Origin of the sequence: Cohnella caldifontis (genome assembly GCF_029360585.1) — a bacterium.
GTDB classification, from domain to species: domain Bacteria; phylum Bacillota; class Bacilli; order Paenibacillales; family Paenibacillaceae; genus Cohnella; species Cohnella caldifontis.
Map to the genome: position 1 here is coordinate 275,523 of NZ_JAQZSJ010000001.1, position 13,353 is coordinate 288,875.

Annotated in this window: 12 protein-coding genes; 2 read left to right on the forward strand and 10 right to left on the reverse strand. The window is 58.7% G+C overall.

Going from position 1 to position 13,353, the window contains the following annotated elements; translation table 11 throughout:
• Window positions 1-543 precede the first annotated feature (543 nt).
• A complete protein-coding gene (locus PTZ19_RS01380; RefSeq protein ID WP_276351790.1) occupies window positions 544-1,203 on the reverse strand; it encodes a hypothetical protein in 660 nt (219 codons plus the stop codon).
• A gap of 113 nt (window positions 1,204-1,316) precedes the next feature.
• Between PTZ19_RS01380 and PTZ19_RS01385 the strand changes: the two genes are divergently transcribed.
• A complete protein-coding gene (locus PTZ19_RS01385; RefSeq protein ID WP_276351791.1) occupies window positions 1,317-2,399 on the forward strand; it encodes an MFS transporter in 1,083 nt (360 codons plus the stop codon).
• Here the strand turns inward: PTZ19_RS01385 and sigF are convergent.
• The 6 genes from sigF to PTZ19_RS01415 all read right to left on the reverse strand — a co-directional run bounded on the left by sigF (window position 2,377) and on the right by PTZ19_RS01415 (window position 7,096).
• Window positions 2,377-3,138: an RNA polymerase sporulation sigma factor SigF gene (gene sigF, locus PTZ19_RS01390; RefSeq protein WP_276351793.1), complete on the reverse strand. Its 762-nt coding sequence runs from the start codon at window positions 3,136-3,138 to the stop codon at window positions 2,377-2,379. The genes PTZ19_RS01385 and sigF overlap by 23 nt on opposite strands.
• Window positions 3,139-3,160: 22 nt before the next feature.
• Window positions 3,161-3,607 (reverse strand): anti-sigma F factor, encoded by a 447-nt coding sequence (gene spoIIAB / locus PTZ19_RS01395; protein ID WP_276351796.1) that lies wholly within the window; start codon window positions 3,605-3,607, stop codon window positions 3,161-3,163.
• Window positions 3,604-3,957: an anti-sigma F factor antagonist gene (spoIIAA, locus tag PTZ19_RS01400; RefSeq protein ID WP_276351798.1), complete on the reverse strand. Its 354-nt coding sequence runs from the start codon at window positions 3,955-3,957 to the stop codon at window positions 3,604-3,606. The genes spoIIAB and spoIIAA overlap by 4 nt, the downstream gene beginning before the upstream one ends.
• A 158-nt stretch (window positions 3,958-4,115) precedes the next feature.
• Window positions 4,116-5,267, reverse strand: a complete 1,152-nt coding sequence (locus PTZ19_RS01405; protein ID WP_422614961.1) for a D-alanyl-D-alanine carboxypeptidase family protein — start codon at window positions 5,265-5,267, stop codon at window positions 4,116-4,118.
• A 132-nt stretch (window positions 5,268-5,399) separates the two neighbouring features.
• A complete protein-coding gene (locus tag PTZ19_RS01410; RefSeq protein ID WP_276351800.1) occupies window positions 5,400-6,212 on the reverse strand; it encodes an ABC transporter permease subunit in 813 nt (270 codons plus the stop codon).
• Window positions 6,209-7,096 (reverse strand): ABC transporter ATP-binding protein, encoded by an 888-nt coding sequence (locus PTZ19_RS01415; RefSeq protein WP_276351802.1) that lies wholly within the window; start codon window positions 7,094-7,096, stop codon window positions 6,209-6,211. The genes PTZ19_RS01410 and PTZ19_RS01415 overlap by 4 nt, the downstream gene beginning before the upstream one ends.
• A 158-nt stretch (window positions 7,097-7,254) precedes the next feature.
• Between PTZ19_RS01415 and PTZ19_RS01420 the strand changes: the two genes are divergently transcribed.
• Window positions 7,255-7,848: a TetR/AcrR family transcriptional regulator gene (locus tag PTZ19_RS01420; protein WP_276351805.1), complete on the forward strand. Its 594-nt coding sequence runs from the start codon at window positions 7,255-7,257 to the stop codon at window positions 7,846-7,848.
• A gap of 78 nt (window positions 7,849-7,926) precedes the next feature.
• Here the strand turns inward: PTZ19_RS01420 and PTZ19_RS01425 are convergent, their stop codons facing one another.
• From PTZ19_RS01425 to PTZ19_RS01435, 3 genes are all read right to left on the reverse strand, one after another.
• Window positions 7,927-11,166, reverse strand: a complete 3,240-nt coding sequence (locus PTZ19_RS01425) for a DEAD/DEAH box helicase (protein WP_276351808.1) — start codon at window positions 11,164-11,166, stop codon at window positions 7,927-7,929.
• 159 nt (window positions 11,167-11,325) lie between these two features.
• Entirely contained in the window at window positions 11,326-12,153 is an 828-nt protein-coding gene (locus PTZ19_RS01430) for a purine-nucleoside phosphorylase (RefSeq protein WP_276351810.1), read from the reverse strand.
• Window positions 12,154-12,177: 24 nt separating this feature from the next.
• Window positions 12,178-13,353 (reverse strand): phosphopentomutase, encoded by a 1,176-nt coding sequence (locus PTZ19_RS01435; protein WP_276351813.1) that lies wholly within the window; start codon window positions 13,351-13,353, stop codon window positions 12,178-12,180.

The window sequence follows — 13,353 nt, forward strand, 5'->3', positions numbered from 1 at the left end:
CTGCGTGCCGTTAAGAAACTTTCTTTCTCAACGCCTCCTCTTCCCCCCTTTGCTGCGTGCCGTTAAGAAACTTTCTTTCTCAACGCCTCTTCTACCCCCCTTTGCTGCGTGCCGTTAAGAAACTTTCTTTCTCAACTCCTCCTCTTACCCCCTTTGCTTCGTGCCGTTAAGAAACTTTCTTTCTCAACGCCTCCTCTTACCCCCTTTGCTGCGTACCGTTAAGAAACTTGCTTTCTCAACGCCTCCTCTTACTCCCTTTGCTGCGTGCCGTTAAGAAACTTTCTTTCTCAACGCCTCCTTTTACCCCCTTTGCTGCGTGCCGTTAAGAAACTTTCTTTCTCAACGCCTCCTTTTACCCCCTTTGCTGCGTGCCGTTAAGAAACTTTCTTTCTCAACGCCTCCTTTTACCCCCTTTGCTGCGTGCCGTTAAGAAACTTTCTTTCTCAACGCCTCCTCTTACTCCCTTTGCTGCGTGCCGTTAAGAAACTTTCTTTCTCATCCATCCTCCTCTCCCCCGCTGAGCTCGCCGTTTGGAAACGATTGTCAAAGCAATTTGATCGCTGTTTCCGTAACTCGGAATTGATAGGCTCTCTGGGGACCACCGCCGACCGGCTCAATCCATTCTTTCCCTACAAGACTCCTCAAAGTTCTCCGTGCCGGGGGTGGCGTCATGTGCAGCCAACCGCACACATCTGATAAGGAAAATGGGCGGACATGCGCTGCGGCGCAACGAATGATTTCTCGCTCATTTACCGGCAAATCCATCCACCCGTTGCTGGTGGGATTGCCATATCTGCCCAGAAACTCATAAATCGAGCGAACACAAAGCTCCGGCTTTTGATCCAATTCATCCCAGCTGAACGGCATGAACTTGAGTCCTAGCTTCATAAAGCTTCGGATTCTCATCTGCTCGAAAGAGTGTCGTTGCCGAGTAATTTTTTCGGCATGAACGACGTAGCCTAACGCTTCAAAAATGATACGCAAAACGGGGTGATATACATCCGCATAAATCTTGACGCCCATTTCGCTCACCCACTCTTGCTCCAAAACAAACTCATCTATTGTTCCGAAAGCCTGCCAAAGTATCTCGCAAAGTTTCTTCGTTCCCGTCATGTCCTTCTCCAGCATCTCGCGCCGCATTCCCGTTGCTTCCCGTTTTTGCCGATCCAGCAATCGAGTGAAAGCCTGCTCAAATGTTTCCAAGCCATTTCCCCCTTAAACGCGAAAACGCCGCCTGCCCCAGGAGACCTGGAACAAACGGCGTGTGCTTCACGCGCGAATGATATGTAACTTAACGTTAGCAGATGGGGACAAGTTTGTCTATCGGTACGTCTATTGATGCGTTCGTTGGTACGTTCGTTGGTGCGTCTGTTGGTGCGTCTGTTGGTGCGTCTGTTGGTGCGTTCGTTGGTGCGTCTATTGGTGCGTCTGTCGGTGCGTCTGTTTGTACGTCTGTTGGTGCGTTCGTTGATGTGTCTGTTGGTGCGTTCGTTGGTATCTTCGTTGGTGCGTTCGTTGGTGCGTTCGTTGGTGCGTTCGTTGGTGCGTTCGTTGGTGCGTTCGTTGGTGCGTTCGTTGGTGCGTTCGTTGGTGCGTTCGTTGGTGCGTTCGTTGGTGCGTTCGTTGGTGCGTTCGTTGGTGCGTTCGTTGGTGCGTTCGTTGGTGCGTTCGTTGGTGCGTTCGTTGGTGCGTTCGTTGGTGCGTTCGTTGGTGCGTTCGTTGGTGCGTTCGTTGGTGCGTTCGTTGGTGCGTTCGTTGGTGCGTTCGTTGGTGCGTTCGTTGGTGCGTTCGTTGGTGCGTTCGTTGGTGCGTTCGTTGGTGCGTTCGTTGGTGCGTTCGTTGGTGCGTTCGTTGGTGCGTTCGTTGGTGCGTTCGTTGGTGCGTTCGTTGGTGCGTTCGTTGGTGCGTTCGTTGGTGCGTTCGTTGGTGCGTTCGTTGGTGCGTTCGTTGGTGCGTTCGTTGGTGCGTTCGTTGGTGCGTTCGTTGGTGCGTTCGTTGGTGCGTTCGTTGGTGCGTTCGTTGGTGCGTTCGTTGGTGCGTTCGTTGGTGCGTTCGTTGGTGCGTTCGTTGGTGCGTTCGTTGGTGCGTTCGTTGGTGCGTTCGTTGGTGCGTTCGTTGGTGCGTTCGTTGGTGCGTTCGTTGGTGCGTTCGTTGGTGCGTTCGTTGGTGCGTTCGTTGGTGCGTTCGTTGGTGCGTTCGTTGGTGCGTTCGTTGGTGCGTTCGTTGGTGCGTTCGTTGGTGCGTTCGTTGGTGCGTTCGTTGGTGCGTTCGTTGGTGCGTTCGTTGGTGCGTTCGTCGGTGCGTTTGTTGGTGCGTTTGTCGAGCGAGTCGCGAAGCCCTCTCGGCTCTCGTCTGGGCCCCAGGTCCCCCGCCCCGCTACTGCGCGATCTGATCCTTGATGCTCTGAAGGATCTTCTTCTCCAGCCGACTGACCTGCACCTGCGAGATGCCGAGCCGGCTGGCCACCTCGGACTGCGTCTGGTCGCGGAAATAGCGCAGAAACACGATCAGCCGCTCCCGCTCGGAAAGCGATTGGATCGCCTCCGTCAGCGCGAGCTTGTCGAACCAGCGCTCCTGCGAGTCGTCGGCGATCTGGTCCATCAGCGTGATCGGGTCGCCGTCGTTCTCGAACACCGTCTCGTGGATCGACGCCGGCGGCTTGTTGGCCTCCTGGGCGAACACGATGTCCTCGGGCGAGACGCCGAGCTCCTCGGCGATTTCGCCGACGGTGGCGGCGCGGCCGAGCCGTTTGGCAAGCTCGTCCTTGACCTTGCGGACGCGGTTCGCCATTTCCTTGAGCGAGCGGCTCACCTTAAGCGTGCCGTCGTCGCGCAGGAATCTCTGAATCTCTCCGATGATCATCGGCACCGCGTAAGTGGAAAACTTCACGTCATACGACAGATCGAATTTATCGACCGACTTGAGCAGCCCGATGCAGCCGATCTGGAACAGATCGTCGCTGTCGTAGCCGCGGTTCGAGAACCGCTGCACGACGGACCATACGAGCCGGATATTCCCGTTCACCAACGTATCGCGCGCCGTCGTGTCGCCGGCCTGGCTGAGCGCGATGAGGCGCTTGACCTCCGTGTCATCCAAAAATGCCGGCGGGGACGACGATCGTTTCGATTCCCATTCCATGCCTCCAACCCCTGCCGCGCGCTTAATTGAACAACGCTTTTTTGGATTCGATCCGTTTCTTCATTTTCAGGCGGGTGCCGCCTCCGGGCACGCTCTCCGCCTCGAAAGCATCCATGAAATTCTCCATGATCGTAAACCCCATGCCGGAACGCTCCAGCTCCGGCCGCGAAGTGAACAAGGGCTGGCGAGCCAGCTCCAAATCTTCGATTCCGCTGCCTTCGTCGCTGACGGATAGAGAGAACGTATCCCCTTCGATGGCCGCTTCCAGCGTGACGACGCCGTCGGGCCGCCCGTCGTACCCGTGGATGATCGCGTTGGTCACGGCTTCCGAGACGACCGTCTTGATCTCGTCGATCTGCTCCAAAGTAGGGTCAAGCTGCGAGACGAACGCGGCGACCGCGACTCTAGCGAACGCCTCATTCTCGGAACGTGCGGCAAACGACAGTTTCATGAAATTGTTTCCGCTCATGATACGACCTCCAGACTGGCCAGCGCCGAGCGCTCGGACTCGTGCAGCGACAGGATTTTGAATAAGCCCGAAAGCTCGAACAGCCGCATCACGCTTGGCTGGGCATCGCAAACGACCATTTTCCCGCCCCGGCTTTTGACCAGTTTGTAACGGCCCAGGATCACGCCCAATCCGGAGCTGTCCATGAACTGAAGCTCTTTCAGGCTGAGCACGACGTGCTCGCAACGGCCTCTCAGGATCGCATCCTCCATTTTGAAACGGACGACGTCCGCGGTGTGATGGTCCAATTCCCCTTTCAAGCGAACGATCAGCACGTTGCGGTGCTGTTCCAGTTCGACTTGCAAACTCATGCCGGCCTACCTCCCCAAGTAAAAGCTTAATCTCCCATTTCTACGAGTCTCGGAACGATTCCTGCCCTCCGACAAAACTAGAAGCGAGGTTCGTTTCTCCGACAAAATACGCCAAAGGGGCGGTGACGTCTTCTCCGTCTTCCCGCCCTGCGCTTTCGTCATTTCGCGAAAAACAATTGACCCGTCGCCCGTTTGAACAGCGTCCACCAGCCGGCCCGGTCGACCGACATCGGCGCTTCCACCGGGAACTCCTTGAGCACCTGTTCGCCGCGGTATACGACCAGCTTTCCTATCGGTTCGCCCGATTTGACCGGAGCTTTCACGGAGGGGTTCAGCACCAGCTCGTGCCGGAGCCCTTTGCCCGCGTCGCCTTTCTTGAGCAGCACGCTGTAGGAGCGCTTGGCCGTCAGCGGCAGCTGGGCCACTTTTCCTTTCTCGATCTTCAGCGTGCCGATCGGATCGCCTTTCTTATAGATCTGCACGTTCGTGTATTGCGCGAACGCGTAATCGAACAGATGCGAGACCTCGGCGTTGCGCGTCTTCGTATTCGGCTCGCCCATCACGACCGCGATCAGGCGGAGATTGTCCCGGCGGGCGGTCGCCGACAAGCAGAACTTCGCTTCGCTCGTGAAGCCGGTCTTGAGCCCGTCGGCCCCGTGGTAGAAACGGACGAGCTTGTTCGTGTTCACGAGCCAGAACGGCTTGTCGCTGTCTTTGCGGAGATAGTCTTGGTAAAGACCGGTGAATTTCGTGATCTGCTCGTACTTCAACAGCTCCCGCGACATGATCGCGATGTCGTGCGCGGAAGAGACATGCCCGGCGGCCGGAAGACCGTTGCAATTGACGAAAGTCGTCTCGGTCATGCCCAGCTCCTTGGCCCGGTCGTTCATCATGCGGACGAATTCCGTTTCGCTGCCCGCCAGCTTCTCCGCGAGCGCGACGGAAGCGTCGTTGCCCGACGCCAGAGCGACGCCTTTGAGCATTTCCTCGACCGTCATTTCTTCCCCCGGCTCGAGGAATATTTGAGAGCCGCCCATCGAAGCGGCGTACTCGCTCGTCCGCACCTTGTCCGTCATTTTGAGGCGGCCTTGGTCGATCGCCTCCATGACGAGCAGCATCGTCATGATTTTCGTGATGCTGGCAGGCGGCAGCGCCGTGTGGCTGTTTTTCTCGAACACGACGGTCCCGCTGTCGGCATCCATCAAAATCGCGGACCGGGCGTTCGGGGCGAGGTCCGTGGCGGGTTTGGCGGGTACGTTCTCCTTTGCCATGGCGGCCGGCGCAATCGCGAACGAGGCGAATAACGCCATCGAACAAAGGAACAGAGACAATCGGTATCGTCGTACGTTCAAAACGGACTTCCCCCTCCGGATGGCCTGATGTCGGCTATGGTTTCTTCTTCCATCCAGTCTGCCCGGGGGAGCGGCAAATTATTCGGCGGGTTACAGCGGCAGATCGCGTCTGCGGAACAGCATGACCGCCAATCCGAACGCGATCAAGCCCACGGCGGCGAGAATGGGCAGGTTGACCGCCAGATTCGCGGAACCTCCGATGATTTCGTCCGGCCGATACAGCGAGAAAAGCGAGAAGTCGCGCAGCCAATCCGTTTTATCGCTGATTTTGCCGATCAAATCCAAGCTGAAGAACAGGAAAACGATCGTGCCGGAAATGCCCGCCGCCCTCTTCTCGTCGTTGCAAAGCGACGACACCAAGAAGGTGATGCCCGCCGCCGCGAAGAACAAGAGGAACGCGGAAGCGTTGAGCTGGAGGAACTTGCCGGTATGGAAAACGTAGTCTCCCCGCAATAACCATCCGTTGCCGGCAATCCCCGCGAGCGTGGTAACGCCCATGATGAGGAACAACCCGGTGACCAGAACCGCGGCCTGCGTCAACGCGACTTTCGCCCGGGTTGTCGGAGTCGACAGCAAATACGCCATGGATCCTTGATCCACCAGCTTCGCCATGAGCTGCGTCGACAGCTGCACGCACACGATCGCGAGAAGGAGAACGAGTATGAGCCCATAGTATTCTCCCGAGATAAAGGCTTCGGCGCTGCCATTGAAGTTTGCCAGGCCGAACGCCTTGCCCACGCTCTCCGGCATCGATCGAACCAATTCGTCGATCGACTTCGCGTTGCGGGCAATGCCGGGATAAAGCCAGAACATCAGCAGGATATAAAACGCGGACCCGAACGCGAAATTCAGGAAGCCTTTCAGCTTCACCTTCAACATCTGCTTGTACAAGGCGGCGTTCATCGCGCACCCTCCTTCCGGTCATAGAAATTCATGAACACGTCCTCCAGGTTCTGCGTGAAAACGTCGAGGTTGCGCACCTGATACTTGGCGGTTTCTTCCAAAAATTTCCCGTAATCGCCCTGGACGGCCACGCGCACCCGGGCCCCTTCGCGCGAATCGATCGCCAAGCCGGACTTCGCGAATGCGTCGGCTTCGGCTTCGCTCGCGAAGAGGACCTCGAACAGCTTCCGCTGCATGGATTGCAGTTCGTGAATGTCTTTCACCGCGACGATGACGCCGTCTTTGATGATCGCCGCGCGGTCGCACGTCCGTTCGATCTCCGGGAAGCTGTGCGACGACATCAGGAACGTCGTGCCTCTCGCCTTTTCCTCCAGCACGATTTCGATGAAAACTTTCTGCATCAGCGGATCGAGACCGGACGTCGGTTCATCCAAGATGATCAATTCGGGGTCATGCATGAAAGCGGCCACGATGCCCACTTTTTGTTTCATGCCTTTGGACATTTTGCGGATCGGCGTGTTGACGTCGAATTGGAGGCGGTCGATCAGGCGGGCGCGTTTGGACGGATCCCGGAGTCCCTGCATGGCGGCCATGAAATCGAGGAACGCCTTGCCCGTCATCCCTTCGATAAAGGCGATTTCCCCGGGCAAATACCCGACGAAAGCCTGCACCTTGCCCTGCTCTTTCCACGTATCGAACCCGTTCACCTTCACGGTTCCTTGATCCGGCTTCATGAAGCCCATGATGTGGCGGATCGTTGTCGATTTCCCCGCGCCGTTCGGTCCGAGGAAACCGAAAACTTCGCCTTTGCCCACCGAGAAAGCGACATCGAAAATGCCCCTTCCGTTCGGAAATTTCTTCGTTACATGCTCGACGGATAACATGCCGGCACCTCCGGATCTTGAAAAAATGAAATGATATCATTCAAATATTTCATATGTTATACTATTCCGGAAAGCGAGCATCGTCAATGATTTTGTGAAATATTTTTATTTAATAATTTCATAAATTACAAAATAAAAATGGAGATTGGGTGAATTTCATGAACGGATTCGAGAAACGGTCGCGGCAAATCAAAGAAAAGATCGTCAAAACCACAATCGACCTGCTCGGCACCACGGATCCGAACCGCATCCGAATCGCCGACATCGCCAATGCGGCGAAAGTTTCGCAGGTGACGATCTACAATCATTTCGAAAGCAAGGAGAACCTGCTCCGCGAAGCGATCAAGCAGTTCCTCGAAGTCATGATCGCCGATTTCGAAACTTACCTGAATGAAAGCCACTCGCTGAAGGAGAAAATCGAGTACATCCTGTTTCGGGAGAAACAATATTTCAAGCTCATCCCTCCCCGGGTTCTTCAAGAGCTGATGCTGAGCGACCCCGAAATGGCCGGTTACGTGGAGCGGATCTATCTGGAGAAGTCGCTGCCGATGACGGTTCGCATCCTGGAGGAAGGGAAGCAAAACGGGGAGATTTCCGAGCGCGTTTCGATCGAAAACGTGCTGGCGCTCATGCAGCTGTACATGAACCAGTATGAAACGATGCTGCGGATGGCCGGCGAAAGCGGCGACGTCGAACGGTTCGTCGAGGAAATGGTGCATTTGTTCTTCTACGGCATCTGCGGAAAAGAATGAGACGCGCGAAAAAACCCCAAGCCGGCGGAAAACGCCGCTTGGGGTTTCTTACGTAACATTATGCGATTCGCCGTTTGCTCAAATCATCAACAACTCGCGGATATCCTCCTCGCCCAGCGAAGCCAGCGCTTCCTCGCCCGGCTGCACGACGGCGTCGATCAGATCCCGCTTGCGCTGCTGGAGCTCGTGCATTTTCTCCTCGATCGTTCCTTGCGTGACGAGACGGATGACCTGCACGACGTTCTTCTGCCCGATCCGGTGGGCGCGGTCGGCCGCCTGCTGTTCCACGGCGGGGTTCCACCAGAGGTCGTACAGCAGCACGGTGTCGGCGCCGGTCAAGTTGAGCCCCGTTCCGCCCGCCTTCAGCGAGATCAAGAATACTTCCCCTTCGCCTTCGTTGAACCGGCCGCACAGCTCCACGCGCTCGCGGCCCGGCGTCTGGCCGTCCAGGTAGAAATACGCGACGCCCAGCTTCTCCAATTCGCCGCGGATCAAGCCGAGCATCTCGGTGAACTGGGAGAAAATCAGCATGCGTTTGCCCGCGCCGCGGCACTCTTCGATGACCTCGAGCAACTGCTCCAGCTTGCTGGAGCCTCCTTCGTATCCCTCGACGAACAGGTTCGGATGGCAGCAAAGCTGCCGCAGCCGGGTCATGCCGGCCAAAATATGCATTCGGCTCTTCTGGAAGCCTTCCTCCCGGATCCGCTTCCGCGCGTCTTCTTGCAGCCGGGTCAGATAAGCCAAATAAAGCTTCTTCTGTTCCGGCAGCAGTTCGGACGTCTGCACCGTTTCGATTTTCTCCGGCAGTTCCTTGAGCACGTCACCCTTGAGCCGGCGGAGCAGGAAAGGCCGGATTTTGCGCGCCACCTGCTCCTGCGACAGCTCCGAGAAATGCCGGCGGCTGACGAACAGCTCGGGGAACACCGCGTCGAAGATCGACCACAATTCCTCGAGCCGATTCTCGACGGGCGTTCCGGTCAGCGCGAACCGGTGCTTGGCGCGGATATCCTTGACGGACTGGGCCGTCTGGGTCGCGTGGTTTTTGATCGCCTGGGCTTCATCCAGAATGAGCGCGTGGAACATGAGCTCGGCGAAAGCGTCGGCGTCCCTTCGCAGCAGCGGATACGAGGTGATCAGCACGTCGATGCCCGCCAAATTTTCCAGGATGCCGCCTCTCGCTTCTTTATCGCCTTCCACGACGACGGCGCGGACCTCCGGCGCGAATTTCCGCAGCTCATTCCGCCAGTTATACGTCAGCGAAGCCGGGCAGACGATCAACGCCGGCCGGCCGGTTTCCCGCAGCTCGGGCAGCTCCGACAGCAGAAACGCAATGCTTTGGAGCGTCTTGCCGAGGCCCATGTCGTCCGCGAGGATGCCGCCGAACCTGTAGTGGGACAACGTCTTCATCCATTGGTATCCGAATTTCTGGTAATCCCGCAAAATCGGGGCCACCGACTCCGGAACCGGGAAATCGAGGCTGTCCGGATTCCGCATGTTCTCGATCAACTCGCGGAACCGCTGCCCCAGCTTGACATGCGCGGTCTTGTCGTCCGGATCGAGGAAACGGAGGCCCCGGGCGACCGGCAGCTGCAGCCTCGTCGACCCCAGATCGCCCCTTCGGAGATCCATTTCCTCCAGCAGCCGCCCGATCGAGGCGTAACCTTCGTCCTCGAGCGACACGTATGCCCCGTCCGGCATCCGGTAGTACTTTTTCTTTTCGACCAGATGCCGAAGCAAATGCCGGATCTCGTCCTCGTCGATGCCCTCCATGTCGAAACGGACTTCCAGCCAATCCGTGCCCGCGTCCAGGTCGATCGTGATTTTCGGAGGGCGCGGCGGCGCTTCGAGCATCCGCTCGACCTCGGGCGTGGCGTACACTTCCGTCCATCGGTTCAGCTGGGGGAGCGTCCGGAACAGGAAGTGGTAAATTTCGTCTTCCTCGTCCAAATGAAGCCTGCGGCCGTCGTAGCGGAACGGGATTTGCTCGATCAAGCCCATGACGCGGCTTTCCTTCTCCCCGTCGCGCAGGAGAATGCGGTCGGACCTTGCGCTCCGGCCTTCCCGGTCCGCCAGCGGGTCCAGCGTGACGTCGCCGTAGACGAATTCCAGCCGGGCCAGCAGCCGGTCTCCTTCGCCGCGGTCCAGGTACAGTCTCGCCGACAGCGGAGCGGTTACGATGCGGTTTTGCACGTCCTCTTCGAAGATCACCGGACCGACGCGCCTAAGCCCGGGAACGACGCGGGCCAGGAACAATTCCAGATGGGCGGGGGAAATCAGCACTTGATAGCCCGAATTGCGGGAAAACATGTTTTTCAGTTCGCCGATCTGCTTGACCGCCTCGGCGTCCATGCGGTAAATCCGGTTCCCTTCCAAGAGCAAGTCGTAAGATTCGAGAACCGTCAGAAACTGCAGTCCCTCCACCGCGACCCGGTATACGTTGGGAGAGGGTTGGCCGAATCGGAACGTGAGCGGAACGTTCCCCGGCGCTTCCTTCATCTCTTCGTACGTCTGCCCGCCGTGGACGAACCGGACGTTCGCGCGCAGCAGCAGGGGAAGCAGCTTCTCCCAAGCGAACGGCGGAATGAACAGCGCCCGCTCGTTATTGGAATAGCCGGAAAAAGCGTACATCAGGTGGGACTCCCGATACGCCGCCTCGTTGCGGGCGATCTCCCCGAGGATGGAGAGGATTTCCCGGTCCGTCTCGGTAAACGCGTGCGCGTCCGGGTCCAGCGTGAACAGCTTCGCGATTTCGAACGGGGTCCGGCTTTCCACGTGGGCGAGCAGCGGCTTGATTTTCTGGATCGTGTACAGCCGCTTGACGCCCAGCTTAAGCTCGATCGTCAGCGTCGGTTTGCGTCCGGAACCCGCGGCCGTGCAAGTATATTCCACGCGAACAAGCTCCGAATCGCCCAGCCGGTACGTTTCCCCGGACTCGGCGGCCGGCGCCCGGTCGAAAATGGCGATCATGCTGCGGGCGAGAAACAAATGTTCGTTCGTGATGACCGGAGCGGCTTCCGCCGCCATCGCGGATCCTTGCAGCTCGTGAATGCGAAGGAGAACGGCCGCTACGTGTTTGCAGAATCCGCCGTAGGAATCGCCGTACGGGCAGTCGCAATGGGCCGACGGCTTGCCGCCGTCCTCCAGCTCCAAATGGACGCGGTAACGCTCCGTCCCCACCACGACGGCGTCGAACAAGCGGCCGTCGGGATCGCGTTCCAGGCGCTGCACCCTTTTTTGCTTGAAGTAGGTTTGGCCTTTGGCATAGATGTCGTCTCCGCACCATTCGCGGATATCGGCCAGCGTTATCGGTTGCGTCATGCTCCGTCCCTTCCCGTCTCCGGTCCAATTTGGGAGTAAACCGTATCTACTCATTATATCACAGGAAGGCAAATTTACCGGTTCGGACATGAAAACAGCGCCCGGGAAGCGAGGCTTCCGGGCGCCGCGACTGTCCGGCTGACCGCCGGCAGGAGCCGATTACATTTGCGGCAATACCGCCGTCACCAGCGAGATGAACTTGTCCTTGACCTTCTCCGACGTCTCCATGACTTCCTCGTGGGACAGCGGCTGATCGAGAATGCCGGCGGCCATGTTGCTGATGCAGGAGATGCCCAGCACCTCCAAGCCGGCATGGCGCGCCACGATGACTTCGGACACCGTCGACATGCCGACCGCGTCTCCTCCGATCGTCCGCAGCATGCGGATTTCGGCCGGCGTTTCGTAATTGGGCCCCAGCAGACCGACGTAGACGCCTTCCTTGACTTCGAAGCCGAGGCCGGACGCCGTCTTCTTCGCGACTTCCCGCAGCCTGCGGCTGTAAGCCTCCGACATGTCGGGAAACCGCACGCCGAGCGCGTTGTCGTTCGGGCCGACGAGCGGATTGCGGCCGGTTAAGTTGATATGGTCGGTAATGACCATCAGGTCGCCGGGCTCGAACCCGAGGTTGACGCCGCCCGCCGCGTTCGTGACGAGCAGCTTCGACACGCCCAGCGCCTTCATGACGCGCACGGGGAGCGTCGTCCGCTCCGCCTCGTATCCCTCGTACAGATGGAACCGCCCGCGCATCAGCGCCACGTTTCTCCCTTGCATGCGGCCGATCACGAGCTCGCCGGCATGACCTTCCACCGTGGAAATCGGGAAGTGCGGGATTTCATGGTACGGGATCGTGACCGAATCCTCCAGGTCGTCTCCGAGCACGCCGAGGCCGGAGCCCAGGATGAGCAGGATTTCCGGTTTCGCCTTGATCCGGGATGCGATGTATTCGGCCGCCTCGTCGATGACGGCTTTCGTTGCGTGTTTGGACATGTTCGGGTTGTCTCCTCTCTCCGTTTAAACCAATCGTTCCAAAAAGCTATGTCCGTGCGTGTTCAAACCGACGCCGAAATTGTCCGCGATCGTCGCGGCCAAATCGGCGTACGTCGGCATCGTGCCGAGTCCGGACGGGTTGGCGAACGCGGGGCTGTATGCCAGCAGCGGCACGTATTCCCGCGTATGGTCGGTGCCGGAATGGGTCGGGTCGTTGCCATGGTCCGCGGTGATGACGAGCAAATCGCTCGCGGCCAGGGTCGCGATCAAATCCGGAACCGCCCGGTCGAATTCCTCAAGCGCCCGAGCGTAGCCGACGGGATCGCGGCGATGGCCGTACAGCGAATCGAAATCGACCAAGTTCACGAAGAGCAGCCCCCGGAACGATCCGCGCAGCTCCTGCAGCGTCGTTTCGATGCCGTGGGCGTTGCTCTTCGTCGGCGTTGCGCGCGTGATGCCTTCCCCGTCGAAAATATCGTTGATCTTGCCGACGGCGACGACGTCGTACCCGCCGCCCTTCAGCGCATTCAGAGCCGTCGGGGCCGGCGGCTTCAGCGCGTAGTCGTGGCGGTTCGGCGTCCGCTTGAACGCGCCGGGCTGCCCGACGTACGGACGGGCGATGACGCGGCCGACGGAGAACTCGTCCCGCATCGTCAACCGCCGCGCGATTTTGCACGCCGCATACAGCTCTTCGAGCGGGATGATCTCCTCGTGCGCGGCCAGCTGAAATACGCTGTCAGCCGAAGTGTAGACGATCCAGGCGCCGGTTTTCATCTGTTCTTCGCCCAGTTCGTCTAAAATTTCCGTGCCGGACGCGGGCTTGTTCCCGATCACCTTGCGCCCCGTCTCTTGCTCGAAAGCCTCGATCAACTCGGCGGGAAAACCGTCCGGGAACGTGCGGAACGGCGTTTCGATCCGCAGCCCCATCAATTCCCAATGCCCGGTCATCGTGTCTTTGCCCGCCGATACTTCCCCCATCTTGCCGAAATACGCGGACGGCTTCGGTTCCTCCGGCCAATCCCCGATCGGCGCGATGTTGGCGAGTCCGAGCCGCCGCAAATTCGGCAGCGACAGATCCGGGACCGAGCGGGCGATATGCCCGAGGGTGTGCGCGCCTTTGTCCCCGTAGGCGGGCGCGTCCGGCAGCTCGCCGATGCCGACGCTGTCGAGCACGATGACGCCGATTCTCGTGAACTTCAA